This is a genomic window from Sphingopyxis sp. BE235, from assembly GCF_031457175.1.
GTDB lineage: Bacteria > Pseudomonadota > Alphaproteobacteria > Sphingomonadales > Sphingomonadaceae > Sphingopyxis.
Map to the genome: position 1 here is coordinate 128,810 of NZ_JAVDWC010000003.1, position 23,264 is coordinate 152,073.

Below are 23,264 nucleotides of genomic sequence, written 5' to 3' on the forward strand. Positions count from 1 at the left end.
CCCCGAAAGTCCCGTTGCGCGCTGCCGCGCGCGCCTTTAGGCAGGGCGCCATGAGCGGGGACATCGAAGGCATCGGGGCGGCGGTTACCGCCGGGTTGGCAGGGCAGGCGGTCGAGCCGCGGCATGGGGGCACGGGCGCACCCCATGCCGGCGCGCGCTGCCTCAACTGCGGCACCAGCCTCGCGGGATCGCATTGCCATTATTGCGGGCAGCGCGCCGACGTGCATCGCAGCTTTGGCGCAATCGGGCACGATCTGGTCCACGCGATCTTCCATTTCGAAGGGAAGGTCTGGAACACGCTGCCGCTGCTCAGCTGGCGGCCGGGCGACCTGACGCGGCGCTATATTCACGGCGAACGCGCGCGCTTTGTCTCGCCGCTTGCGCTGTTCCTGTTCGCGGTCTTCCTGACCTATGCCGTGCTCGCCATCGTCGGCAGCGGTGGCGGGGTCGGCGAGGGGATCGCGAAGGCAGCGGCCGAGCAGACGCGCTCGAACGCGCTCAAGGAAAGTTTCGAGGAGGAGGTCAAGCGCGTCGACGCAAGCCTCGCGGTCAAGGACTTGAAGGCGGCCGAACGCCGCCTGCTCGTCGAAGAGCGCGAAACGCTCCAGAAAAGCGCCAACTATCTCGGCGTCGCGCGCAGCATGAGCAAGGAAGAGCGTGCCAAGGGGCCGCCGGTGCTCGACGATCCGGCGCAGCAGATGATGACCAGCGTCGAATTCGTTTCACGCACCAATTTCAATACCGGGGTGCCGTTCATCGACGAAGGCCTTGAAAAGGCGAACGCGAACCCCGCGCTCATATTATACAAATTACAGGCGAACGCGTATAAATTCGCCTGGGCGCTGATCCCGCTGTCGCTGCCCTTCATGTGGCTGCTGTTTCCGTTCAGTCGCCGCTTTCACACCTACGACCATTTCGTCTTCGTCACTTACTCGATCAGCTTCATGTTGCTTCTGTTCGTCGTCGTGCGCTTGTTCAACCTGACGATATTCGGCGACGTCGCGACCGCGTTCGCGATGCTCTATGTGCCCTTCCATATGTACCGCCAGCTTCGTGGCGCCTATCGCTCGTCGCGCTTCGGGGCGCTCGTGCGCACGAGCCTGCTGCTCTTTTTCAGCCTGTTTTCGGTCATCACCTTCATGCTGCTGCTGCTCGCGCTCGGGGTGATGGGCTAGCACCGAATCGTCACAAAGGCGGGGCAAAGACCCGGCCAAAGAGGAGGAGATTCGCGATGCATCATCATTGGGGCGAGATCGACCGGCGTCATCTGATCAAGCTGGGCACCGTCGGGCTGGCGGCGCTGTCGCTGCCGGGCGCCGCGCGCGCGATGATGGCGCAGGGCTTTACCCATGGCGTCGCGAGCGGCGAGCCGGGGCCGAATTCGGTGCTGCTCTGGACGCGCTATGCCGCCGCGAACGACACGGCGCTGACCGTCGAATTGTCGGAAGCCGAGGATTTCTCCAAGGTTGTTGCGGGCGGCGTCGTCGTCGCGGCGGGCGAGCGCGACCATACCGCAAAGCTCGTCGTCGACGGGCTGAAGCCCGGCCGCTGGTATCATTATCGCTTCATCGCCCCCGATGGCACCAGGTCGGTGACCGGCCGCACGCGCACCTTGCCGCAGGGGTCGACGAAGGCGTTCAATCTCGCGCTCTTTTCCTGCTCGAACATGCCGTTCGGCTGGTTCAATGCCTATGGCCATGCGGCGGCGCGCGGCGACATCGACCTCGTCGCGCATGTCGGCGACTATCTCTACGAATATAAGGCCGGCGACTATCCCTCGGCGAAGCAGGCGCTGCCCGGGCGCGAGATCCAGCCGGCGCAGGAGATCGTCGCTCTTGCCGAGTATCGCCTTCGCTATGCGGCTTATCGTGCCGACCCCGACCTGCAGAAGCTGCACCAGCTGTTCCCGATGATCGCCCAGTGGGACGACCATGAATTCGCGAACGATGTCTGGAAGGGCGGTGCCGAAAACCATAATGAAGGCGAAGGCGACTGGGCGGCGCGCATGGCCGCCGCCGAACGTGCCTATCGCGAATGGATGCCCGTCGCCGACGCGCGCTGGCGCCAATATCAGGTCGGGGACCTCGCGACGATCTTCCTTCCCGAAACGCGTGTGACCGCGCGAGACCGGCAGTTCGAGATCGACGAGATCGTCGCCGGTAGCGGCGACGCTGCGGCAAAGCTCAAGCAGTTCGCCGAAACCGCCTATCGCGACCCGGCGCGCCAGATGATGGGCGCGGAGCAGGAGAAATGGCTGTTCGACGGCTTCGCAGCCTCGACCAAGGCGGGAACGCGCTGGCAGGTCTGCGCGCAGCAGGTCGTGATGGGCACGATCTTTACACCGCCCGAAACGCGCGACTGGTTCGGCGGCGAGCAGCCCGACTATATCCGCCGCCGGGTCGAGGCGGGCCAGCTGGCGGCCAAGGCGGGACTGCCGCTCAACCTCGACGCGTGGGACGGCTATCCCGCCGCGCGTTCGCGCCTGCTCGCCGCGGCGCAGCGCGCCGACGCCGATCTCGTCACGCTGACCGGCGACACGCACAATGCCTGGGCCTTCGACCTCGCCGAGGACGGCCGGCCGGCGGGGATCGAGATTGCGGGACAGAGCGTCACATCGCCGGGGTATGAAAGCTATATCAAGGGCGTGACCGACGAGGCGCGCGTGACGGCGCTGCGCCGCTCGTCGCCGCAGCTCAAATGGGCGAATACCGCCGATCGCGGCTATGTGACCGTACAATTCTCCCCCGAGCGGGTGACCGCGAACTGGCACAGCGTCGAAACGATCCGGGCACGCTCGCTCGCGCTGAAGAATACGCACAGCATGACCGCAACGCGCGGGCGGCGCGTCTATAACGCCGCCTGATCGCCGCACGTCGGCGGCCACGACCGGTCGGGCTCTGGGACGAGATCGATCAGGAACATCTCGCCCGACCGATCGCCGTGCCGCTGCGCGAAGAGCAGCCGGTCGCCCTTCGGCGACAGCAGCGGGCCCACCTGGAACTGGGCGGGATCGGCGGGAATGCGCCCGACCTCGACCCAGCGTTCGCCTTCGCGGCGATAGCGGTAGAGGTGCGACCGATCGCCGCGATCGGACACGACGATCATCGTCTTTCCGTCGCGCGAAATCTCCGCCTCATACTCGTAACCGCCCCCGCTGACCGGCGGGCTGAGGTTGGCGACCGTCCATTCGCCCGGCCGGACTTCGGTCGCGACATAGATGTCGCCGCCGCCCGCACTGCCCGCGCGGCTCGATCCGAAATAAAGGCGGCCGTCGGCGTCGGTGCGCGGGAGGAGTTCGGCGGCGGGCGAATTGACGGGTTCGGGCAGACGCTGCGGCTCGCCCCAGCCGCCATCCGCGGTGCGCTTGACATACCAGATGTCGAAATCCTCCTTCGCGGGCGCATGGCGCGACGAGATATAATAGAGCCGCTTGCCGTCGGGAGTGACGAAAGGATCGGCCTCGATCACCGGCAGCGGCATCGCAAAGTGCGGCGGCGCGGGTTTGCCCCATGCGCCGTTTTCGCAGCGCGATTGCATCAGCTGGTAAGTCCGGAAATCCTTGTCGGCCGCGAGGTAGACCATCGTCCGCCCGTCGGGCGTGAAAGTCGGCGAGGATTCATAACCGGGTCCCGAGATGGCGGCCGGGGTCCACAGCTTCGCGGCGCCCGGCATCGGGGTATCCGCCGCCGCGGTGCATCCCGCCAGCGCGGCGAGGGAGAGCGATACAGGAACGCGGTGGGCAAACATCATGGACTTTCTCTCCGGCAAGACGCTAGCAGAAGCGCGGTGAATTTTGCCGGGCCGCAAGCGCTTGGCCAGCGTCCGATCGGCGGTGGCGGCGCCACAAGGGCGGCGGGGGAGAGACTATGGACGCGATCGACCGGCAAATCGTGGCGATGCTGCGCGGCAACGCCCGCCTGCCATTGAAGACGCTCGCCGCGACCGTCGGCCTCGCGCGCAGCTCGGTGCGCGAACGATTGTCGAAGCTGGAGGCCGCGGGGACGATCGGCGGCTATCACGCACGTATTGTCGACGAGGGCGGGATTGCGGCGATCCTGCAATTGCGGCTGGCGCGCACGCCTTCGCCAGACATTGTCGCGGCGGTGACCGGCATGGCGGAGGTCGCGCGCTGCTATTCGCTGAGCGGCGAGATCGACCTGCTCGTCGAGATCGAGGCGGCCGACGCGGCGCGGCTCAACGCCGCGCGCGACCGGATCGCGCTGATTGCGGGGGTCGAGGATACGACCACCGCGCTCATCCTGAAGCGCGATAAGGATCGCTAACAGGGGTCGCTACGCCGCGGCGATCGCTTCGATTTCGAGCAGCCAGGCTTCGTCGTAGATGCCAGCGATTATGATCGTCAGCGCAGGCGAGTGGCCGCCCAGCACTTCGTGCCGGACTTCGTAATTCGCCGCGCGATACCGGTGGTCCGACAGGAAAACGGTGACCTTGACCAGATCCTGCAAGGTCATCCCGCCAGCTAGAAGCTGTTTTTCGATATTGCGCCAGACGAGCCGGCACTGGTCCTCGAATCCCGCCGGCACCTGATCCGTCTCGTCGACCGGAATCTGGCCGCTGACGAACAGCCATCGCGTTGGCGCTTCGACAACATGCGCCTGCGCATAGGAAACGCCGGTGGGATTGATCGCGCGATTGGACATGGCGGGCCTCGCAATTGCAATGGACGGGACGGTCAGACCCGCCAGTACCCCGGCGCAGACGATGCGGCGCGAAGGATGGACGGAAGGGAGGCCGGCCCGATTCACTGCCACATGTAATGCGAAAGCGGAGCCGGGCTCCAGCGTCCGATGGGCGGCAGGGCCGCCGCAAGGGCGGCGCTTGACATCCATAACTATATGGTTATGAGAAAATGCATAGCCAGTGAGTTATGAATTATGACGCAACCCTCGCCCGATCTTCTCTTCAAGGCGCTCGCCGATCCCAGCCGGCGCGCGCTGTTCGAACGGCTTTGCCTGGACGGCGAGCAGACGGTCGGCGCGCTGACCGCGGGCGCGGGCATTTCGCAGCCCGCGGTGTCGAAGCATCTCGGCATCCTCAAACAGGCGGGGCTGGTGCTCGACCGGCACGAGGGGCGGCAAACGCATTACAGCGCGCAGCAGCGCGCGCTCGCGCCGCTGGTCGACTGGACCGGGCGCATGAACCGCTTCTGGGAAGCGCGGTTCGACGATCTCGAAAATTTGCTCAAAAGGATGGATCAATGACCGATACCGACGTGCGCACCGTAACCGTTGAACGCGAAATCCCGCACCCGCCCGAAAAGCTGTGGCGCGCGCTGACGCAACAGCATCTGATCGAGGAATGGCTGATGAAGAATGATTTCGGCCTCGACCTTGGCCACCGCTTCCAGCTGCGCGGCGACTGGGGCCATGTCGATTGTGAAATCCTCGATGTCGAACCGGGGCGGACGCTGTCCTACGCTTGGAATACCACGCACGATGATCCGGCCTACGCGCTGGACAGCGTCGTCACCTTCACGCTCGAACCGACCGCGGCCGGAACGCTGCTGCGCATGGAGCAGGTCGGTTTCCGCCCCGACCAGAAGCAGGCCTTCGGCGGCGCCAAGGGCGGCTGGCGCATCCATCTCGAAAATCTGGAAAAGGTCGTGGCCAAGCTCGACTGACAATCAAACAGGGAGAATCTTATGAACTGGAACCTGTGGATCCGGCAATTTCACCGCTGGGTGTCGATCCTCTTTTCGGCGATCGTGCTCGCGATTTTCGTGACGCTGGGAGTGGGGCAGGAGCCCGCCCAGTGGGTCTATTATCTGCCGCTGCCGCCGCTCTTCCTGCTGATATTCTCGGGCCTCTATATGTTTTTCCGGCCCTATTTCCGGAAGCGCGTTCAGCCGTAAGGCGGCGTATCCTCGAACTCCGCAAACCAGGGATAGTCGTTCGCGACGCTCACGGTGAAGTTCGCGGGACGCTTTTCGAGGAAGCTCGACACGCCCTCGGCGGCGTCGGCGCTGCGCCCGCGCGCGAAGATCGCGCGGCTGTCCCAGCGGTGCGCGCTCATCGGATGCGGCGCGCCGAGCATCCGCCACAGCATGTGGCGGGTAAGCGCGACCGACACGGGTGCGCTGTGGTCGGTCAGCTCGCGCGCCTTGGCGATCGCCGCGTCGACCAGTTCGCCGGGCGCGTGGACCGATTGCACCAGCCCCTTCGCATGCGCCTCGGCGGCGTCGATCAGCCGCCCCGAATAGCACCAGTCGACCGCATTCTGGATGCCGACCAGACGCGGCAGGAACCAGCTCGACGCCGCCTCGGGCACGATGCCGCGGCGCGCGAAGACGAAGCCATAACGCGCGGTCTCGCTCGCGAGGCGCGCGTCCATCGACAGCGTCATCGTCGCGCCGATGCCGACCGCGGCGCCGTTGATCGCGCCTAATACCGGTTTCTTGCAGTCGAAGATGCGCATCGAGACGCGCCCGCCCGAATCTCGGATCAGCGGGTGCGACCAGTCGATCGTGCCGTCCTCGGCGACCGGGCTCGCCGCCATGCCCTCGGGCAGCAGCGCCGCCTTGTCGGTGCGCTTGTCATAATCGAAGGTCGCGGCGCCCTGACCGAGGTCGGCGCCGGCGCAATAGGCGCGGTCGCCCGATCCGGTGAAGATCACCGCGCGCACACCGTCGTCGGCGTCGCACTCGTCGAGCGCGGCGACGATCTCCAGCATCATCTCGGTGGTAAAGGCGTTCATCCGGTCGGGGCGATGCAGCGTCAGCAGCGCGATGCCTTCATGCTTGTCGAGGCGAATCTGGTCGAAGCTCATCCATCTCTCTCCTTGGCTTTTGTGCAGCGTCGCAAGCGAAGCGGAGGAGTGCAAGCTCTAGTTGACGTAAACGTAAATCAGCGCGTGCGATGCCGGGGATGACGCGCCCGACCTTTGCCGCTATAGGGCGCCCAACCGCCCCGGCGCCGCGCTCCGTCTGAGTCGCTTTGCCGGGGTCATTCATTTGGTTCCGACAGAAAGTTTGCACGCCATGTCCCGTCGCCGCCAGATTTACGAAGGCAAAGCGAAGATCCTGTACGAGGGCCCCGAACCGGGCACGCTGATCCAGTATTTCAAGGATGATGCGACCGCGTTCAACGCGCAGAAAAAGGGCACGATCAGCGGCAAGGGCGTGCTCAACAACCGGATTTCGGAGCATGTCTTCACCTTGCTCGGCAATATCGGCGTGCCGCACCATTTCATCCGCCGCCTCAACATGCGCGAGCAGCTGATCCGTCAGGTCGAGATCGTGCCGATCGAAGTGATCGTGCGCAACGTCGCCGCGGGCACGCTGTCGAAGCGCCTCGGGATCGAGGAGGGGACGCAGCTTCCCCGCACCTTGATCGAATATTGCTACAAGGATGACGCGCTCGGCGATCCGCTCGTCGCCGAGGAACATATCGCCTGCTTCAACTGGTGCAGCCAGGACGAGCTTCACGACATCCAGGACATGGCGATCCGCATCAACGACTTCATGTCGGGCATGTTCGCCGCGGTCGGCATCCGCCTCGTCGACTTCAAGCTCGAGTTCGGGCGCCTTTATGAAGGCGACTTCAGCCGCATCATCCTCGCCGACGAGATCAGCCCGGATGGTTGTCGTCTGTGGGACATGACGACGAACGAAAAGCTCGACAAGGACCGCTTCCGCCGCGACCTCGGCGGCGAAGTCGAAGCCTATCAGGAGGTCGCGCGCCGGCTCGGCCTGCTGCCCGAGGGCGGCGAGAATGCCGTGCTCGACCTTGAGAGTCATCGGAAGAAACGCGACAAATAGGCCCGGGCCGCGGCGATAGATCTCCGAAATTATCCGGTTGGTAACCATCCGGGCGCTATCCGATCCTCCTGATCTAGTGGGGATATGGCATCATGAGCGTTTCGGGCGGCAAGTCGCAACCGGCGGTAAGCGTCATCCATTGGGACCTTTTGGAAAAAGTCGTCGTCGTTCTGCTGCTGGCGACGCTGGCGTCGCGGCTCATACCATCGGCGATTGCGGGGCATTCTCAGAACTGGCTGCTGCTGCTCGCCGAGGGCTGCGTGGTCTTCTTCGTCCTGTTCCGCCGGTCCACCAACGATATCTCGCTCCGCCCGCTCGATTGGGCGCTGGGGTTCGGCGGCACGTTCGCCGCGATGCTGGTCATCGCGCCGAGTGACACCCCGCTCGTACCCATCGCCTTCTGCGGTTTCCTGATCATCGCGGGCATATTCTTCCAGCTTTACGCCAAATTTACGCTGCGGCGCAGCTTCGGCGTCATCGCGGCGAACCGCGGGGTGAAGGTCAGCGGGCCGTATCGCTTCGTACGTCACCCCATGTATGCGGGCTACATGCTCACCCACATCGGTTTTCTGCTTAGCGGCCCGAACTGGTGGAACCTTGCGGTCTATAGCCTTGCACTCGGGCTCAATATCGCGCGGATCATGGCCGAGGAACGCGTGCTGATGGCCGATCCCGCCTATCAGGACATGAGCCGGAAGGTGCGTTACCGGCTGATCCCCTTCGTCTTCTGATCGGGACCACGCGGATGAATTTCCTCTTGGGCTTTATCGATGTCCAGAACCTGCTTCTCGTCGCGCTGTTGTTCCTGCCGCTCGAGCGACTACTGCCGCGACGCAGGGAGCAGCGCATGTTCCGCCCGGCGTGGGTCACCGATACCATCTATTTCATCGTCAACCGCGTGCCGATCGGCATCGGTGTGGTTGCGATCGTCGTGCTGGCGATGGTGCTCGGCGAACGCTTCGTGCCGGGCGTCTTCCGGACAATGGTCGCGGGCCAGCCTTTATGGTTGCAGGTGATCGAACTGATCGTCGTCGCCGATCTCCTCTTTTATGCTTTTCACCGTCTCTTCCACAGCGTGCCCCTGCTCTGGCGTTTTCATGCGGTGCACCACAGCATCGAAGATCTCGACTGGCTGGCGGCGCATCGCATCCATCCGGTCGATCAGATATTGACCAAGGGCGCGTCGCTCATTCCCTGTTTTACACTCGGCTTCACGGCTGAAGCGATCCTCATTTTCTCACTTATCTATCAGTGGCATACGCTGCTTTTGCACGCCAATGTCCGCGTCAGCATCGGGCCGCTGCGCTGGCTGATCGCGTCGCCCGAATTCCACCATTGGCACCATGCCGACAATCCTGAAGCCTGGAACCGGAATTTCGGCGCCCAACTGTCCTTCTGGGACCTGCTGTTCGGCACCGCGAATATGACGCACGGGACACTCCCGGCGCGTTATGGCATCGACGAAAAAATGCCGGCATCCTACCCGTCGCAACTGCTTCATCCGTTCCGGCGCAAGGCTGAAAAGACAGGCTGAGGAAAGAAAAAAGGGCGCCGGGCCATCCACTTGCGGAATGGCCCGGTGCCCTTCCTCTTGATCGTCAAATATTGATGCTCGTCGGGATCAGGCTCGGCTGCAGATAGGGGTATGGCTGCATCCGCTCCGCATTGCGCGTCGCGATCTCCGCCTCGACGCCCTGCAATGCAGCCTGGAACCAGGCGAGCGGCCCTTCAGCCCCCGTCACGCGCGGATCCTGGAACCACAAAGGATAGGGAAAGGCGTTGCTGCGGTAATCGCCGAGCGGGCGGTAATGGACCGATCCCAGCAGTTCGAGCACATTCAATTGTTCGAGCGCGAGCGTCATCGGCGGCATCATCGCGAGCCAGCCCGCCTTGTCATGCCCGCGCTGACCGTTCGGTGCCGCCTGCCAGCCCGCGCCGGTGACCGCGGGGGCAAAGGCCATGATGTCCTTTTGCGGGAAATTGACCGCGGCATGCTGCGCGCTCGCGGTGAACATCACCATCGTGCAGATTTCGGCGAGCTGCGCGCGCGTCGTCACCGGCCCGAAGCCTTTGATCTTCGCCTCGCCCGCAAGGCACGCCGCCCAGGCGGCAAGCTCGGTGTCGGCGACGACATCGGTATCGTGCGCATAATAAAGGTCGACATATTGCCGCGCCCATTCGTGGATCGCGTCCCACACGAGCAGCGCATCGTCGCGGTACGGATAATCGGCGAGCGCCGAATCCACCCCGACCCCGCGCGCGGAAAAGTCGGCATGCGGCATCTTGCCATAGAAATCGAACGCCAGCCGCGCGTCGACCGCGGCGAGCTGGCTCGACGTGATCGTGCCTGCGAAAATATGGTCGATCGGGCCGCCGGCCGCGATGAGCGAGGTTGCTGCCTGTTCGTTGATGAACAAGGTGCCCTCGAAATGCGGGACGAGCAGCGCCCAGATCGGATGGATTTCGGCCAGATGACGATGCGTTGCGACCGCGAACGCCTCGATCACCAGATGCGTGCGCGCCAGATGCGCGAACAGCTCGTGATAATTGCCGTCGGCGACCTGCACGGCGAACTTCGCCATTTCCCATCCCCAGATCTTGTCGGCGACGGGCGAGGGGGTGAAGATCGGAGTGTCGGCCGGATCCTGCCCGCACTGGATCGCGACGGGGATCAGCGACGATCCGCCCGGCGGCACCGCGAAGAGCGCGATCGGTTGCCAGGCGTATTTGGCTTGGGTGCCATAGGTGCCGGGATCGAGCACCTCGAGCGGCTTGTAATCGAGCAGGAACAGCCGCCCATCTGCGAGCGCGCTGCCCAGCGTGTCGCCATTCACCACCGCACTATATTTGGCGGCGCTCAGCGGGAAATTGGCGGGCAGCGCATCGCCGACCGCGGTGATCAGCATGCAGTTCGGACCCTGCACGCGCAGCCGCGCGAACTCGCTGTCGTCCTGGAACATATAGCTGACGCCCGGAACGGGCAGCGTGGCGAATAGCGCGCGATACGCCTCGATGCTGCGCGGCGTCTTGCTGCCGAGCCCGTCGGCGTCCTCGACCTTCATCAGCTCTTCGAGCCGGTCCTTATAACCCTTGAGCAAAGCGACATGCGCATCGCGTTCGGCGGCGGCGACGGCATTTTCGACATCGCCGACGATGCGCTCGAAGATATTGCCGCCGGTGTGCACGCCATGCTCGGCCGCGATCTTCGCCGCCGAAGCCTCGATCGCGTCGCATTCGGCGAGCGCGGCCTCATATTCCGCGCGCGGGCTATCGAGTTCGCCCTTGTCGACGCCGCCGAGCTTCACCGTCAGCGCATTGCGCACGATGCCCAGCCCGACGCCGATCAGGATCACGAACCAGGCGATCGTCGGCTCGTCATTCTTGGGAACATCGGTTGCGAGCGGAACGCCGGGCAAGGTCGGGACGTCGGTCGTCCATGTATAAACGGCCTGCGTCGCGGTCAGCTGCGCCGCGCGTGCGGCCTGCTGCGCGGGCGTGTCATCCTGCGGCAGCGTGGGATCGGCCGGCGGTATCGGCGCGGCCGGCGCGGGATTGGATGCGGTCGGCTGCGGCGTCGGATAAGACATGGCGTGGCTCCTCTCGGGCGCGAAACAAGTGGCCGGGCTTGTCCCTGAACATGGTTAATATTTCGCAAGCCATTCCCCCGCGGGCGCCACTTAGCTTTGTGATAAGACAGGCTTTCATTCCTTAACCCCTGCTTTACTCGCGCTTGCTATCCCGCCGTTATGACGGGGGTCTATCACTGGCTGCGCACGCGCTTCTTTCCGCCGATTCCGGACGCGATTCGGGACGACGTCGCCTTGCTGCGCGCCAATCGTGTCGAAACGCTGACCCCGATGCTTTTCCTGATGCTGGCGGCGACAACGCCGACCGCCATCTATGCCGGGGTGCAGACGGTCCATCCGATCGTCCGCATCGGCTTCCCGGTCACGCTGGCGCTCATCGGGGTGCTCGGCTTCGTTTTTCTGATGCACAATCGCGGCCGGCGGATGAGCCTGCGCCGCGCACGGCGGATGATCAAAGAATCGATGTGGCTGTCGGGGACGACGGGCGCGATGTGCAGCAGCTGGACGGTGATCAACTGGCTCGCCGCGCCGCCCTCGACGCACAGCTATTATGCGATGATCATGGCGATGGGCTCGCTTGCGACCGCCTATTGCCTGTCGTCGATCCGCCTCGCGACCTTCATCAACCTGCTGATCGGGCTGGTGCCGATCTCGTTCCTGATGCTGACATCGGGCAATCCGCCCGAAATCGCTGCGGGCACCAGCCTGGTCGTCGCGACGATCTTCCTCTTGCGCATGATCCTCCAGCAGCACGACCAGCTGATCGACCTGCTCCAGCTTCAGCACCAGATGCGCGACCTGGCGCACACCGATCCGCTGACCGGCCTCGCCAATCGCCGCGAGTTCGACATGCGGCTTGACGAAGAGATTGCGAAGGGCGACGCGGCCAACCCGTTCGCCATCGCGCTGCTCGATCTCAACGGCTTCAAACCGATCAACGACCAGCACGGCCATGCGATCGGCGACGGCGTCTTGTGCGAGCTCGCCGAGCGCCTGCGCCGCGCGTGCGGCGATCATGCGGTGGTCGCGCGGCAGGGCGGCGACGAATTCGCGATCCTCGTGCCCGCCGGGTCGATCCTGCTCAAGACCTCGCTTGCCGACCATGTTCTCGCCGCGCTCGCTGCGCCTTACCGCATCGGCGGCCGCTCGATCGGTGTGGGCGCTGGCATCGGCACCGCCAGCTGGCCCGAGCACGGCGACAGCGCGCGCAAATTGCTCGAGGTCGCCGACCGCGCACTCTACGCGGCAAAAGCCGCCGATCGCGAGAAGACGTCGTCTGTCGAAAGCATCGGCCGGGTCGCGTAACACTGGCTTGACCACCCGACGGGCGGTGGCCACATCATGCTCCATGACCAAATCCCTTGTCCGGCGCGCCTCGACCGCGCTGTCGCCCCTCGTCTTCCTCATCGCCAGCACCGCGCCCGCCTGGGCCAGGGAAGCGCCCGCAAAGGTTGCCGCATCCGCGGCGGTCAATCCGCAGAGCGAAGCGGCGAAGGCGTGGAACTTCGCGGCGAGCGATGTGCCGGTCGATCCGAATATCGTCTTCGGCGTGCTCCCCAACGGGATGAAATATGCGCTGCTGAAAAACAGCACGCCCAAGGATAGCGTCGTCCTGCGCATGCGCTTCGCCGTCGGCAGCTTTGCCGAGGCCGAAGACCAGCGCGGCCTCGCGCATTTCCTCGAACATATGGCGTTCAACGGATCGACCAATGTGCCCGAGGGCGAGATGATCAAGCTGCTCGAGCGCAAGGGGCTGGCGTTCGGCGCCGACACCAATGCCTCGACCGGCTTCGACGAGACGATCTACAAGCTCGACCTGCCGAACGCGTCGGATGATCTGATCGACACCGGGCTGATGCTGATGCGCGAGACGGGCGGCAATCTGACCATCGATCCCGCCGCGGTCGACCGCGAGCGCGGCATCATCCTGTCCGAACGCCGCGCGCGCGACACCTATCAGCTGCGCAGCCTGATCGACCAGCTCGACTTCCAGATGAAGGGGATGAATGTCGCAAACCGCATCCCGGTCGGCACCGAGGAGGTGATCAGGACCGCGCCCGCGTCGCGGCTCCGCGATCTCTACGACCGCTATTACCGTCCCGAACGCGCAACGCTGGTGATGGTCGGCGATTTCGACCCCGCGGCGGTCGAGGCGAAGATCAAGGCGCGCTTTGCCGACTGGAAGGGCGTCGGTCCCGCGGGCGCCGACCCCGAAATCGGCAATGTCGATTACCAGCGCGCCGCCGCGGCCGACGATTTCGTCGATCCGGCGATCCAGGATTCGGTGACGATCGCGAGCTTCAAGCCGTGGGTGGACGAGCCCGACACCAAGGCGAAACGCGCGCGCAAGCTCGCCGAGGATGTCGGCGAGGCGATCGTCAGCCGCCGGCTCGCGAAGATCGCGCTCAACGAAGATTCGCCGATCCTGACCGGCTATTTCAGCGACGCCGAGGGTTGGAAGAAATTCGACCAGATCACCGTCGGCGCGGTCGCCAAGGAAGGCGCGTGGAAAGAAGCGCTCGCGCTCGCCGAACAGGAACAGCGGCGCGCCGTCGAACATGGCTTCACTCAGGCCGAAGTCGACGAACAGCTCGCGAACCGCCGCACCGCGCTCAAGAACGCCGTTGCCGGGGTGACGACGCGGCGCAGCGAAGGGCTTGCCGACGCGCTGATCTTGGCTGCCGATGGCGATTTCGTCCTCGTCCGGCCCGAAACCTCGCAGGGGCTGTTCGAGGCCGCGGCGCCGTCGCTGACCGCCGCGGCGGTCACAGCGGCGTTCCAGAAGCGCATGGCAGGGCTCAGCGCGCCGCTCGCGCGCGTGACGGCGAAAAAACCGGTCGAGGGTGGCCCTGACGCGGTCCTCGCGGCGCTGCGTGCGTCGACGCAGGTCGCCGTCGCCGCACCGACCGAGGCCGCGAATGCCGCCTTCGCATACGACAGTTTCGGCACGCCCGGCAAAATTGTCAGCGACGAACGCATCGACGACCTAGGCATCCGCCGCATTCGCTTCGCCAACAACGTCATGCTCAACATCAAGACGACCGATTTCCAGAAGGACAAGGTCATGCTGTCGCTGCGCGTCGATGGCGGCAACCTGCTCGCGACGCGCGATGATCCGACCAAGGTGTCGCTCGCCGGTTCACTGATGTTGGGTGGCCTCGAAGCGCACAGCCTCGACGATCTGCGTTCGATCCTCGCGGGCAAGACGATCAGCCCGGTGTTCGGCAACTCCACCGACGCGTTCGGCGGGTCGGCGCTGACCTCGCCCGAGGATTTCGCGCTGCAGGCCAAGCTGATGGCGGCGTTCCTCACGCATCCCGGCTATCGCCCCGATGGCCTTGCGTTGATCCGCCGCGTCCTGCCGCAACAATATGCCGCGAACGACGCGACCCCCGCGGCGGTGCTCGGCCGCGACGTCGGCGGCATCCTCGCCAACAACGACCCGCGCTCGCAGACCCCGCCGCTCGAAAAGGTCATGGCGCTCGACTGGGCGCAGCTGAAGCCCGCGATCGCCGACAGCTTTGCGCATGGCGCGATCGAGATCGGCGTCGTCGGCGATATCGGCGAACAGTCGGCGATCGATGCGATTGCGGCGACGTTCGGGGCGCTGCCCGAGCGGCGAGCGGCGTTCGATCCACGCACCGATGCGCGCATCCGCCAGTTCGCGACCGACCGCAGCGAGCGTACGCTGATCCACAAGGGGCCCGCCGAACAGGCCGAGCTGCGCGTCTATTGGCCGGCGCGCGACGACAGCGACCTCGCCGAGGCGATGCAGCTCACCCTGCTGTCGCGCGCGATGCAGCTGATGCTGACCGAGGAGCTGCGCGAGAAGCTCGGCGAAAGCTACAGCCCCGGCGCGGCGGCGAGCCTGTCGGACGAATTCCCCGGCTACGGCCATCTCTTCGCGGCGAGCAACGTCGACTATAAGGATCTCGCAACGACCCGCGCCGCGATTTTCGCGATCGCGAAGGAACTGCGCGACAAGCCCATTGACGCCGACCTGCTCGACCGCGCGCGGAGGCCGCTGCTCGAAGCGATGGTGAAATCGCGGCGCGAGAACAGCTATTGGCTGAACTATGTCGCCGAAGCCGCGAGCCACGCCGACCGCCTCGACCGCAGCCGCAAGGGCATCGGCGCGGTCGAGGCCGCGACGCCGGCCGAGTTGCAGGCGCTCGCGAAGCGCTATCTGGTCGATGACAAGGCGCTGGTGATCAAGGCGGTGAGCGACAAGGCGGGGAAATGAAGCGGGCGGCTGCGTTCGGCCGGATGTTGCCCCACTCTCCCTCTTTGTCATTCCCGCGAAAGCGGGAACCCAGGGATGGGCCAGCCGACGGACGCTCTGGGTCCCCGCTTTCGCGGGGATGACGAAGTAAGGAAGGGGGCGGCGTCCGCTTCCTACCCCAAAGCCGACCTATACTCTTCTTTGCCCGCCGTGATTACGCGGGCGGCTAAACCCGCCCCGGCGTCCTTGCGCGGATGAAATTTTCCATCGCGACGAACAGCATTTCGCGTGCATCGCCGCCGAGCATCTCGGCGGTCAGCCAGTCGAAATGGACGCGGTCCCCGCGCGAGGCGGCGCCGACGATCGCGGCGAGCAACGCCTCGTCGAAGCTGACGCGCGGGCAGCAGGGCGGGGCGACGGCGAAGGGGTCGGGCCAGACATGGCCGATCGCCTCGACCACCAGCCGATAGCGCCGCGCGGCAAGGATATTGCCCCAGCGGCGTTCGAGTTCGGGCATCGGGTCGCGTTCGCTGCGGCGGCAGAGGATGCAGTAACGCAGCGCAAGGACGGCCTGTGCCGCTTCGACCGACAAATCGCGCACCAGCGGCTGCTCGGACAATTGGCGGATCAGCTCGCTGCTTTGCATGAGGTTCGTTTCTCCCGGCCCATGCAGTCCGTCCATTCCCATTTTCGAAAAAGATGCCGGCCGCTTTAAGCGCAGCTTTAAGTTGCAGCGGCCGGCAGGAGGGGACTGCCTGACCTTGCTATTGAGAATTAGTCGCAAATACAAGCGAAAAAAGAGGCGCCCGAAAGCGCCCCTGAAAACTGCTGTTTTATCCCGTTTCGTCATCCCCGCGCAGGTGGGAATCCCGCTTCTTCCTTCGCGCTTCGACGCATTTGTCGAGAATCGAAGAAAGCGTGGCCAGTCGGATTCCCGTTTTCGCGGGAATGACGAAGGCGGCCTCAATCGTCGCCGGCAGGCTTCGACTGGAGCTGGATATAATTTTCGATCCCCATGCGCTCGATCATCTCGAACTGCTTTTCCAACTCGTCGACATGATGCTCCTCGCTTTCGAGGATGTCGGCAAACAGATCGCGGCTGACATAGTCGCGCACGCTTTCCGAATGCGCGATCGCATCCTTGAGCAGCGGGATCGCCTCTTCTTCGAGCGCGAGGTCGGCCTTGAGGATCTCTTCGACCGTCTCACCAACGCGGAGGCGCCCGAGCATCTGGAAATTGGGGAGGCCGCCGAGGAAAAGGACGCGATCGGCCAGCTTGTCGGCATGCTTCATCTCGTCGATCGACTCTTCGCGCTCGAACGCGGCGAGGCGCGCGACGCCCCAATTGTCGAGCATGCGATAATGCAGCCAATATTGGTTGATCGCGGTCAGCTCGTTCTTGAGCGCCTCGTTGAGGAAATCGATGACTTTTTCGTCGCCCTTCATGGTGTCTATCCTGTCATTTTTGTCTTGGAATGGAGTGGGCGCATTATACGCGCCCCGGCCCCATCAGGCCAAGGTCAAAAATGGCGGAAAACCAAGAAAAATCAGGCGGTCGCGACGACGTCGCTGATGATATTGCGAGCGAATGGCAGGCACTGTCCGCACTTGGGTTTGCGACCCAGTTGCGCGTAAGCGGCCTTGGCGCACCGCAATTGGCCATCGCGCGCGACATCGCGCAGCTGGCTTTCTCTTATTGCGTTGCAGACACAGACGACCATGTGCGAATCCTTCTCAACAAGAGTGATGTAGGGATAGTGCGAGCGATTCGCAACAGGAAAATGCGACTGGTTCGCAATCCGAACAGCGGCATTTTTCGGGTGCCGGGCGGCCCGCCGCCCCTTGCCCCCAAAGTGATTCGCGGGCATAGGCGCGCCCATCTTCCCCGCCCGCCAAAAGCAAAGGTCCGCCCCCATGAAAGTGAATGTCTATGTGACGCTCAAGCCGGGGGTGCTCGATCCGCAGGGCAAGGCGATCCATCATGCGCTCGAGGGTCTCGGTTTCGGCGGTGTGGCGGACGTCCGCGCCGGCCGTTTCATCGAGCTGGATGTCGCCGACGGTACGAGCGACGCCGACCTCGACGCGATGTGCGCCAAGCTGCTCGCCAACACGGTGATCGAAAACTACCGCATCGAACGTCCGTAAAGGGAACGCACGCCATGAAGACCGCCGTCATCGTCTTTCCGGGCTCCAACTGCGATCGCGACATGGCGGTTGCGCTGGAACAGGTCACCGGCCGCGCGCCCGCGATGGTGTGGCACCGCGAGACCGAACTGCCGGGCGGCACCGATTTCATCGCGCTGCCTGGCGGCTTCTCCTATGGCGACTATCTGCGCTCGGGCGCGATGGCCGCGCGGTCGCCGATCCTGCGCAGCGTTGCCGATGCCGCAGCGCGCGGCGTGCCGGTGCTTGGCGTGTGCAATGGATTTCAGGTGCTGACCGAGGCGCTGCTGCTGCCGGGCGCGCTGATGCGCAACGCGGGGCTCAACTTCGTCTGCCGCACCGTGCCGCTCAAGGTCGAGAACAGCCAGTCGCTGTTCACCGCGAGCTATAATGCGGGTGAGACGATCAACGTGCCGGTCGCGCACCACGACGGCAATTATTTCGCCGACGCCGAAACGCTCGACCGGATCGAGGGCGAGGGGCGCGTCGCGTTCCGCTACGCCGACCCCGTCAACGGCTCGGCGCGCGACATTGCGGGTGTGCTCAATGATGCGGGCAATGTGCTCGGCATGATGCCGCACCCCGAACGCGCGATCGACCGCGCACACGGCGGCACCGACGGGCTACGCCTGTTCGAGGCGGCGCTCGGCGTGCTCGCCTGAGCGCAAGGGCGCTTCGCCGGCAAAGCCTGCGTCCGCTTTCCCGTAAGAGGATACCGGTGCGTCGTCGCTGTACGCGGCGATCGCAGCGGTTTTGACGCCGGGCTCCAGCCACCGCCCGAACAGCAGCAAGACCGTCGGCCAGAACATCGTATTCCAGATATCGTGCCAATGCGCTGCATCGGGCTGGATCGCCGAGCGGCTGAGTTCGGCCGTCACGTCGAGCCACTCGCCGCCGCACGCCATGGCAAGGACCACAAGCCACGCGGCCACCCATCCGCCGCGCCAGCGCCAGGCAAGTCGCACCGCAAGAAACACGGCCAGCCCGAAATAAATGTGCAAGGCATCCTTATCGAGGCCCGTCGCGTCGATGACCGACACTTTTCGCGCCTCGAACAGCGAGGCGATCTCGATTAAAGTCATGCAGTCAAACCTTGGCGCCGAACGGATTGAAATCGGTGCCTTCGTCGAACACATCGACACCTTCGCGCCGCTTCAACGCCCCCACCACCAGATAGGTTGCGGGGGTCAAGGCCGCTTCCCATGCGACCTTCATCGCCCAGTTCGTGGTCAGAACGAGCAGCACCTGCTCGGTTTCCCAGATGCCGAGGAAGGCGATCGGATAGAAGATCAGGCTGTCGATACCCTGTCCGACGACAGTCGACCCGATCGTGCGCATCCACAGGAAACGCCCGCCCGTCGCCAGCTTCATCCGCGCAAGGACATAGGAGTTCACGAATTCGCCGGCCCAGAAAGCCGCCATCGAGGCGAGGACGATACGCCACGCGCTGCCGAACACGCTTTCGTAGCTTGCCTGACACACCGCGCCTGTCCCGCCGGCTTCGCCCGCCTTGAGCGTCAGCGCGTCGGCGCCGCTGCACCACCAGTCCTGTGCGGGCGGCATCGCGAGCACGATCCAGCTCATCACCGCCATGAACAGCAGCGCGCCGAACCCCGTCCAGATGACGCGACGCGCGCGCGCATAGCCATAGACTTCGGTCAACACGTCGCCGATCACATAGCTGACCGGGAAGAACAGGATGCCGGCGCCAAAGGTGAACCCGCCGACCATCGACAATTTCGACGCACCGATGATGTTGCTGAGCAGCAGGACCGCAACGAAGGCCGCCATGACGAGGTCATAATAGCGAAAATGCCGGATGCTCGCGGCGCTGACATGGGCGGGTTTGGCGGGCGGGGTGTCGGAATCGATCATCGGCCGCTGCTTAACCCGCTTTGCAGCCTACGCAAACCACGCTATTCGCGGCGCGACGCAAGAGCCTATGCGCGCCCGTAGCTCAGCTGGATAGAGCACCCGCCTTCTAAGCGGGTGGTCGCAGGTTCGAATCCTGCCGGGCGCGCCATTGCTGTTTGCACGCGCCGCCGATCAGATTCGCTCGACCTCGGAGACGATGATGACCACCCGCCTTCTACATCAGCTGCTTGGCATCGAATTGCCGATCATCCAGGCGCCGATGGCGGGTGTCTCGTCGCCCGCTATGGCCGCCGCGGTCAGCGAAGCCGGCGCACTCGGTTCGATCGCCGTCGGCGCGACCGACGCGGGCGGGGCGCGGGCGATGATCGCTGCAGTTCGTGAGCGGACCCGGCGGCCCTTCAACGTCAATCTCTTCTGCCATCGCCCGGCGGTCGCAAACGGCGGTGTCGAACGCGCGTGGATCGACCGATTTCGCGACCTGTTCGGCCAATATGGCGCCGCGCCGCCCGACCATCTTTCCGAAATCTACCAGAGCTTCGTCACCGACGACGCGATGCTGCGAATGCTCGTTGCCGAACGGCCCGCGGTTGTGAGCTTCCATTTCGGCCTGCCGCCAGCGGAGGCGATCGGTGCGCTGCGTGATGCCGGTATCGTCCTGTTTGCCTCCGCGACAAATCTGGCCGAGGCCCGGGCCATAGCGGCTGCCGGCGTCGACGCGGTGGTTGCGCAGGGGTGGGAAGCGGGCGGTCATCGCGGCGTCTTCGACCCCGACGCGCCCGACGATCGGCTCGGCACGGCGGCGCTGGTTCGCCAGCTCGTTGGCGCGGTCCATCTGCCGGTGATCGCGGCGGGCGGTATCATGGACGGCGCGGGTATCGCGGCGGCGCTGCGGCTCGGCGCCGCGGCGGCGCAGCTTGGCACCGCCTTTCTCGCCAGCGACGAGAGCCTCGCCGATGCGGGTTATCGAGCGGCGCTTGCCAGCGATGCGGCGCGTCGCACGGCGATGGTGCGCGCGGTGTCGGGACGTCCGGCACGGATATTGGCGAACAACTTCGCCGCGCTCGATGCCGACATCGTGCCCGCCGATATTCCGGCCTATCCGATCGCCTATGACCTCGGCAAAGCGCTGAACGCCGCCGCCAAGGCGCGCGGCGAATATGGATATGGCGCGCAATGGGCCGGGCAGGGCGCGCCGTTCGCCCGCGCCATGGCGGCGGCCGATCTCGTCGCGGCGCTGGCCGCCGAATTGTCGTCCGCACTCGAGCGGGACGACGGATGATTTTGGCGCGATGGAAACGGCGACGGGCGCATTCAAAGAGCGATGGATATGCCGGGGTCGCTATGCTTTAATCGGGCGGCGATGGCTGACGATAAACCCCGGTACAAATCCTATAACAACCCCGCCGGCGGCTGGGGCGCGGCGGCCGCGACCGCGAAGGTGCTGCTCGAACAAAGCGTCGTCACCAAGGGATCGCGCGCGCTGCTGTCGATGAACCAGCCGGGCGGTTTCAAATGCCCGAGCTGCGCCTTTCCCGACGCCAGCTGCACCAAGAAGCTCGAGTTCTGCGAAAATGGCGCGAAAGCGCTCGCGCACGAGGCGACGAAATTCCGCGTGACGCGCGAATTTTTTGCGCAGCACAGCGTGACCGACCTGATGGCGCAGTCGGACTATTGGCTCGAAATGCAGGGGCGGCTGACCGAGCCGATGCGCTACGACGCCGCGACCGACCATTATGTGCCGGTGCGCTGGGACGATGCGTTCGCGCTGATCGGCCGACATTTGCGCGCGCTCGCCAGCCCGCACGAGGCCGAATTCTACACCTCGGGCCGCACCGCGAACGAGACAGCGTTCCTCTATTCGATCTTCGTGCGCGAATTTGGCACCAACAATTTCCCCGACTGTTCGAACATGTGCCACGAGCCGACGAGCCGCGGGCTGCCGCACTCGATCGGGGTCGGCAAGGGCACGGTGATCCTCGACGATTTCGAGCACGCCGAGGCGATCTTCCTGATCGGGCATAACGCGGGGACCAACGCGCCGCGGATGATGACGCCGCTGGTCGAGGCGCGCAAGCGCGGGGTCCCGATCGTCGCGGTCAACCCGATGCCCGAGCGCGCGCTGATCAAATTCACCGAGCCGCAGGACATCGTCCAGATGGCGACCTTCGGCTCGACCGAGGTCAGCAGCGAATTCGTGCATATCCGGATCGGCGGCGATCTCGCGCTCCTCAAGGGCATGATGAAGGTGATGTTCGAGCGCGAGGCCGCGGGCGAAACTGTGCTCGATCACGACTTCATCGCCGAACATACGTCGGGTTTTGCAGCGCTGAAGGCCGATATCGAGGCGCAGACATGGCCCGACCTTGTGGCCGCGGCGGGGATCGACGAGGCGCAGATCCGCCGCTGCGCCGAAATCTACATCCGATCGAACGCGACGATCATCTGTTACGGCATGGGGGTGACCCAGCATCAGCAGGGATCGCAGCTCGTCCAGCAGATCGCGAACCTGCTGCTCCTCAAGGGCAATTACGGAAAACCGGGCGCGGGTATCTCGCCGATCCGCGGCCATTCGAACGTCCAGGGCGACCGCACCGTCGGGATCGACGAGAAACCGGGCCAGGCCTATCTCGACAAGGTGCGCGATGTCTTCGGTTTCGAACCCCCGCGCGGCGAGGGCCATCATAGCATCGAATCGGTCGAGGCGATGATGGCGGGCACCGCCAAGGTCTTCATCGGCCTCGGCGGCAATTTCGTCCGCGCGGTGCCAGACACCGGCCGCGCTTACGACGCGATGCGAAAATTGGACCTGACCGTCGGGATCGCGACCAAGCTGAACCGCGGGCACCTCGTCCACGGCCGCGACGCGCTGATCCTGCCCGTTATCGCGCGCTCCGAGCGGATCGAAACCGCGGCAGGCGAGCAGTTCGTGACGATCGAGGATTCGATGTCGAACGTCACCGCCTCGCGCGGCGTGCTCGAACCTGCGAGCGCCGACCTGATGCCCGAGACCGAGATCGTCTGCCGCATGGCAATGGCGACGCTTCCGGACAGCAAGACCGGCTGGGCCAGCTATATCGACGATTATGGCCTGATCCGCGACAAGATCGCCGCGGTCTATCCCGCGCTCTACGAGGGTTTTTCGGAGCGCATCAAGGCGCCGATGGGTTTTCACCTCGATATCCCGCCGCGCCGCCGCGTGTGGGCGACGCCGAACGGCAAGGCCAATTTCCTCGTGCTGCCGGGGCTTGCGGTCAATGCGGCGGTCGACGATCCCGACATGCTGCGCCTTGCGACCGTCCGCTCGCACGACCAGTTCAACACGACGATCTACAGCTACAATGATCGTTATCGCGGCGTGTATAACGACCGCATGGTCCTGTTCATGAACGCCGACGATATCGCGGTGCGCGGGCTGGAGGCGGGAACGAAGGTCGCGCTCGAAACGATCAGCGCCGACGGCGTCGCGCGCCGGGTAGGGGGGCTGACGATCCTCGACTATCCGATGTCGCGCGGCTCGGTCGCGGGCTATTATCCCGAGCTCAACCCGCTGCTGCCGCTGGTCCATTACGACAGGACGAGCGGCTGTCCCGCCGCCAAGTCGATCCCGGTGCGCGTCGTCCGGGCCGCGGACTGACGCCGC

Annotated in this window: 24 protein-coding genes and 1 tRNA gene; 16 read left to right on the forward strand and 9 right to left on the reverse strand. The window is 64.8% G+C overall.

Features of this window, described 5'->3' with window-relative positions:
• Window positions 1-50 precede the first annotated feature (50 nt).
• Together J2X38_RS14225 and J2X38_RS14230 are read left to right on the forward strand one after the other, a co-directional pair.
• Window positions 51-1,175, forward strand: a complete 1,125-nt coding sequence (locus J2X38_RS14225; protein WP_310255104.1) for a DUF3667 domain-containing protein — start codon at window positions 51-53, stop codon at window positions 1,173-1,175.
• Window positions 1,176-1,231: 56 nt separating this feature from the next.
• Window positions 1,232-2,863 carry an alkaline phosphatase D family protein gene (locus J2X38_RS14230; protein WP_310255105.1) on the forward strand — a complete coding sequence of 544 codons (1,632 nt, stop codon included), beginning with the start codon at window positions 1,232-1,234 and terminating at the stop codon, window positions 2,861-2,863.
• Here J2X38_RS14230 and J2X38_RS14235 read toward each other — a convergent pair.
• Window positions 2,848-3,750, reverse strand: a complete 903-nt coding sequence (locus J2X38_RS14235; protein WP_310255106.1) for a hypothetical protein — start codon at window positions 3,748-3,750, stop codon at window positions 2,848-2,850. The two genes, J2X38_RS14230 and J2X38_RS14235, sit on opposite strands and share 16 nt — an antisense overlap.
• A gap of 116 nt (window positions 3,751-3,866) precedes the next feature.
• Between J2X38_RS14235 and J2X38_RS14240 the strand changes: the two genes are divergently transcribed.
• Window positions 3,867-4,283, forward strand: coding sequence for an Lrp/AsnC family transcriptional regulator (locus tag J2X38_RS14240; protein WP_310255107.1), 417 nt, complete (start codon window positions 3,867-3,869; stop codon window positions 4,281-4,283).
• Between the two features lie 9 nt (window positions 4,284-4,292).
• Here the strand turns inward: J2X38_RS14240 and J2X38_RS14245 are convergent, their stop codons facing one another.
• The gene (locus J2X38_RS14245) at window positions 4,293-4,850 is read right to left on the reverse strand and encodes a RidA family protein (RefSeq protein WP_310255108.1); all 558 of its coding nucleotides are present in this window, start codon (window positions 4,848-4,850) and stop codon (window positions 4,293-4,295) included.
• Window positions 4,851-4,895: 45 nt separating this feature from the next.
• Here J2X38_RS14245 and J2X38_RS14250 point away from each other — a divergent pair, with 45 nt between their 5' ends.
• From J2X38_RS14250 to J2X38_RS14260, 3 genes are read left to right on the forward strand one after another with little or no spacing between them, the layout of a single operon-like run.
• The gene (locus tag J2X38_RS14250) at window positions 4,896-5,222 is read left to right on the forward strand and encodes a helix-turn-helix transcriptional regulator (protein WP_037513915.1); all 327 of its coding nucleotides are present in this window, start codon (window positions 4,896-4,898) and stop codon (window positions 5,220-5,222) included.
• A complete protein-coding gene (locus J2X38_RS14255) occupies window positions 5,219-5,641 on the forward strand; it encodes an SRPBCC domain-containing protein (RefSeq protein ID WP_310255109.1) in 423 nt (140 codons plus the stop codon). The genes J2X38_RS14250 and J2X38_RS14255 overlap by 4 nt, the downstream gene beginning before the upstream one ends.
• A gap of 21 nt (window positions 5,642-5,662) precedes the next feature.
• Window positions 5,663-5,872: a hypothetical protein gene (locus tag J2X38_RS14260; RefSeq protein ID WP_058539743.1), complete on the forward strand. Its 210-nt coding sequence runs from the start codon at window positions 5,663-5,665 to the stop codon at window positions 5,870-5,872.
• On the opposite strand, the gene J2X38_RS14265 is transcribed toward J2X38_RS14260, so the two are convergent.
• Window positions 5,863-6,786 (reverse strand): crotonase/enoyl-CoA hydratase family protein, encoded by a 924-nt coding sequence (locus J2X38_RS14265; protein WP_058539742.1) that lies wholly within the window; start codon window positions 6,784-6,786, stop codon window positions 5,863-5,865. The two genes, J2X38_RS14260 and J2X38_RS14265, sit on opposite strands and share 10 nt — an antisense overlap.
• 211 nt (window positions 6,787-6,997) lie before the next feature.
• Between J2X38_RS14265 and purC the strand changes: the two genes are divergently transcribed.
• From purC to J2X38_RS14280, 3 genes are all read left to right on the forward strand, one after another.
• A complete protein-coding gene (purC, locus tag J2X38_RS14270) occupies window positions 6,998-7,777 on the forward strand; it encodes a phosphoribosylaminoimidazolesuccinocarboxamide synthase (protein ID WP_056368675.1) in 780 nt (259 codons plus the stop codon).
• Between the two features lie 92 nt (window positions 7,778-7,869).
• Complete coding sequence (locus J2X38_RS14275) at window positions 7,870-8,508, forward strand: isoprenylcysteine carboxylmethyltransferase family protein (protein ID WP_058539741.1); 639 nt, start codon at window positions 7,870-7,872, stop codon at window positions 8,506-8,508.
• 14 nt (window positions 8,509-8,522) lie between these two features.
• Window positions 8,523-9,311, forward strand: coding sequence for a sterol desaturase family protein (locus J2X38_RS14280; protein WP_310255110.1), 789 nt, complete (start codon window positions 8,523-8,525; stop codon window positions 9,309-9,311).
• A gap of 64 nt (window positions 9,312-9,375) precedes the next feature.
• Here the strand turns inward: J2X38_RS14280 and J2X38_RS14285 are convergent, their stop codons facing one another.
• Window positions 9,376-11,364, reverse strand: coding sequence for a lipoxygenase family protein (locus J2X38_RS14285; RefSeq protein ID WP_310255111.1), 1,989 nt, complete (start codon window positions 11,362-11,364; stop codon window positions 9,376-9,378).
• Window positions 11,365-11,523: 159 nt separating this feature from the next.
• Between J2X38_RS14285 and J2X38_RS14290 the strand changes: the two genes are divergently transcribed.
• Both J2X38_RS14290 and J2X38_RS14295 read left to right on the forward strand, forming a co-directional pair.
• A complete protein-coding gene (locus J2X38_RS14290) occupies window positions 11,524-12,669 on the forward strand; it encodes a diguanylate cyclase (protein WP_231732818.1) in 1,146 nt (381 codons plus the stop codon).
• A gap of 43 nt (window positions 12,670-12,712) precedes the next feature.
• On the forward strand, window positions 12,713-15,607 hold the full coding sequence (locus J2X38_RS14295) for a pitrilysin family protein (RefSeq protein WP_058539738.1): 2,895 nt from the start codon (window positions 12,713-12,715) through the stop codon (window positions 15,605-15,607).
• Window positions 15,608-15,812: 205 nt separating this feature from the next.
• Here the strand turns inward: J2X38_RS14295 and J2X38_RS14300 are convergent, their stop codons facing one another.
• From J2X38_RS14300 to J2X38_RS14310, 3 genes are all read right to left on the reverse strand, one after another.
• On the reverse strand, window positions 15,813-16,232 hold the full coding sequence (locus tag J2X38_RS14300; protein ID WP_310255112.1) for an addiction module antidote protein: 420 nt from the start codon (window positions 16,230-16,232) through the stop codon (window positions 15,813-15,815).
• 317 nt (window positions 16,233-16,549) lie between these two features.
• Window positions 16,550-17,032 (reverse strand): bacterioferritin, encoded by a 483-nt coding sequence (bfr, locus tag J2X38_RS14305; RefSeq protein WP_058539736.1) that lies wholly within the window; start codon window positions 17,030-17,032, stop codon window positions 16,550-16,552.
• A gap of 101 nt (window positions 17,033-17,133) precedes the next feature.
• Window positions 17,134-17,307 (reverse strand): bacterioferritin-associated ferredoxin, encoded by a 174-nt coding sequence (locus tag J2X38_RS14310; protein ID WP_058539777.1) that lies wholly within the window; start codon window positions 17,305-17,307, stop codon window positions 17,134-17,136.
• A 193-nt stretch (window positions 17,308-17,500) separates the two neighbouring features.
• Here J2X38_RS14310 and purS point away from each other — a divergent pair, with 193 nt between their 5' ends.
• Both purS and purQ read left to right on the forward strand, forming a co-directional pair.
• Complete coding sequence (gene purS / locus J2X38_RS14315; RefSeq protein ID WP_037513977.1) at window positions 17,501-17,731, forward strand: phosphoribosylformylglycinamidine synthase subunit PurS; 231 nt, start codon at window positions 17,501-17,503, stop codon at window positions 17,729-17,731.
• Between the two features lie 14 nt (window positions 17,732-17,745).
• A complete protein-coding gene (gene purQ, locus J2X38_RS14320; RefSeq protein WP_310255113.1) occupies window positions 17,746-18,411 on the forward strand; it encodes a phosphoribosylformylglycinamidine synthase subunit PurQ in 666 nt (221 codons plus the stop codon).
• Here purQ and J2X38_RS14325 read toward each other — a convergent pair.
• Window positions 18,373-18,831, reverse strand: a complete 459-nt coding sequence (locus J2X38_RS14325; RefSeq protein WP_310255114.1) for a hypothetical protein — start codon at window positions 18,829-18,831, stop codon at window positions 18,373-18,375. The two genes, purQ and J2X38_RS14325, sit on opposite strands and share 39 nt — an antisense overlap.
• Window positions 18,832-18,835: 4 nt before the next feature.
• On the reverse strand, window positions 18,836-19,624 hold the full coding sequence (locus J2X38_RS14330; RefSeq protein WP_058539734.1) for a queuosine precursor transporter: 789 nt from the start codon (window positions 19,622-19,624) through the stop codon (window positions 18,836-18,838).
• 71 nt (window positions 19,625-19,695) lie between these two features.
• On the opposite strand from J2X38_RS14330, the gene J2X38_RS14335 reads away from it, so the two are divergent.
• The 3 genes from J2X38_RS14335 to J2X38_RS14345 all read left to right on the forward strand — a co-directional run bounded on the left by J2X38_RS14335 (window position 19,696) and on the right by J2X38_RS14345 (window position 23,258).
• Window positions 19,696-19,772, forward strand: a tRNA-Arg gene (locus J2X38_RS14335).
• A 51-nt stretch (window positions 19,773-19,823) separates the two neighbouring features.
• On the forward strand, window positions 19,824-20,903 hold the full coding sequence (locus J2X38_RS14340) for a nitronate monooxygenase (RefSeq protein WP_310255115.1): 1,080 nt from the start codon (window positions 19,824-19,826) through the stop codon (window positions 20,901-20,903).
• 81 nt (window positions 20,904-20,984) lie between these two features.
• The gene (locus J2X38_RS14345) at window positions 20,985-23,258 is read left to right on the forward strand and encodes an FdhF/YdeP family oxidoreductase (RefSeq protein WP_310255116.1); all 2,274 of its coding nucleotides are present in this window, start codon (window positions 20,985-20,987) and stop codon (window positions 23,256-23,258) included.
• Window positions 23,259-23,264: the final 6 nt, after the last annotated feature.

What these genes read in the sequence shown, in the direction of transcription:
- J2X38_RS14330 (WP_058539734.1), bottom strand. Translation starts at nt 19,624, where the DNA reads ATGATCGATTCCGACACCCCGCCCGCCAAACCCGCCCATGTCAGCGCC.
- purS (WP_037513977.1), top strand. Translation starts at nt 17,501, where the DNA reads ATGAAAGTGAATGTCTATGTGACGCTCAAGCCGGGGGTGCTCGATCCG.
- J2X38_RS14245 (WP_310255108.1), bottom strand. Translation starts at nt 4,850, where the DNA reads ATGGATGTCAAGCGCCGCCCTTGCGGCGGCCCTGCCGCCCATCGGACG.
- purQ (WP_310255113.1), top strand. Translation starts at nt 17,746, where the DNA reads ATGAAGACCGCCGTCATCGTCTTTCCGGGCTCCAACTGCGATCGCGAC.
- bfr (WP_058539736.1), bottom strand. Translation starts at nt 17,032, where the DNA reads ATGAAGGGCGACGAAAAAGTCATCGATTTCCTCAACGAGGCGCTCAAG.
- J2X38_RS14340 (WP_310255115.1), top strand. Translation starts at nt 19,824, where the DNA reads ATGACCACCCGCCTTCTACATCAGCTGCTTGGCATCGAATTGCCGATC.
- J2X38_RS14300 (WP_310255112.1), bottom strand. Translation starts at nt 16,232, where the DNA reads ATGCAAAGCAGCGAGCTGATCCGCCAATTGTCCGAGCAGCCGCTGGTG.
- J2X38_RS14265 (WP_058539742.1), bottom strand. Translation starts at nt 6,786, where the DNA reads ATGAGCTTCGACCAGATTCGCCTCGACAAGCATGAAGGCATCGCGCTG.
- purC (WP_056368675.1), top strand. Translation starts at nt 6,998, where the DNA reads ATGTCCCGTCGCCGCCAGATTTACGAAGGCAAAGCGAAGATCCTGTAC.
- J2X38_RS14325 (WP_310255114.1), bottom strand. Translation starts at nt 18,831, where the DNA reads ATGACTTTAATCGAGATCGCCTCGCTGTTCGAGGCGCGAAAAGTGTCG.
- J2X38_RS14295 (WP_058539738.1), top strand. Translation starts at nt 12,713, where the DNA reads ATGACCAAATCCCTTGTCCGGCGCGCCTCGACCGCGCTGTCGCCCCTC.
- J2X38_RS14310 (WP_058539777.1), bottom strand. Translation starts at nt 17,307, where the DNA reads ATGGTCGTCTGTGTCTGCAACGCAATAAGAGAAAGCCAGCTGCGCGAT.
- J2X38_RS14345 (WP_310255116.1), top strand. Translation starts at nt 20,985, where the DNA reads ATGGCTGACGATAAACCCCGGTACAAATCCTATAACAACCCCGCCGGC.
- J2X38_RS14250 (WP_037513915.1), top strand. Translation starts at nt 4,896, where the DNA reads ATGACGCAACCCTCGCCCGATCTTCTCTTCAAGGCGCTCGCCGATCCC.
- J2X38_RS14290 (WP_231732818.1), top strand. Translation starts at nt 11,524, where the DNA reads ATGACGGGGGTCTATCACTGGCTGCGCACGCGCTTCTTTCCGCCGATT.
- J2X38_RS14240 (WP_310255107.1), top strand. Translation starts at nt 3,867, where the DNA reads ATGGACGCGATCGACCGGCAAATCGTGGCGATGCTGCGCGGCAACGCC.
- J2X38_RS14280 (WP_310255110.1), top strand. Translation starts at nt 8,523, where the DNA reads ATGAATTTCCTCTTGGGCTTTATCGATGTCCAGAACCTGCTTCTCGTC.
- J2X38_RS14255 (WP_310255109.1), top strand. Translation starts at nt 5,219, where the DNA reads ATGACCGATACCGACGTGCGCACCGTAACCGTTGAACGCGAAATCCCG.
- J2X38_RS14225 (WP_310255104.1), top strand. Translation starts at nt 51, where the DNA reads ATGAGCGGGGACATCGAAGGCATCGGGGCGGCGGTTACCGCCGGGTTG.
- J2X38_RS14260 (WP_058539743.1), top strand. Translation starts at nt 5,663, where the DNA reads ATGAACTGGAACCTGTGGATCCGGCAATTTCACCGCTGGGTGTCGATC.
- J2X38_RS14230 (WP_310255105.1), top strand. Translation starts at nt 1,232, where the DNA reads ATGCATCATCATTGGGGCGAGATCGACCGGCGTCATCTGATCAAGCTG.
- J2X38_RS14235 (WP_310255106.1), bottom strand. Translation starts at nt 3,750, where the DNA reads ATGATGTTTGCCCACCGCGTTCCTGTATCGCTCTCCCTCGCCGCGCTG.
- J2X38_RS14285 (WP_310255111.1), bottom strand. Translation starts at nt 11,364, where the DNA reads ATGTCTTATCCGACGCCGCAGCCGACCGCATCCAATCCCGCGCCGGCC.
- J2X38_RS14275 (WP_058539741.1), top strand. Translation starts at nt 7,870, where the DNA reads ATGAGCGTTTCGGGCGGCAAGTCGCAACCGGCGGTAAGCGTCATCCAT.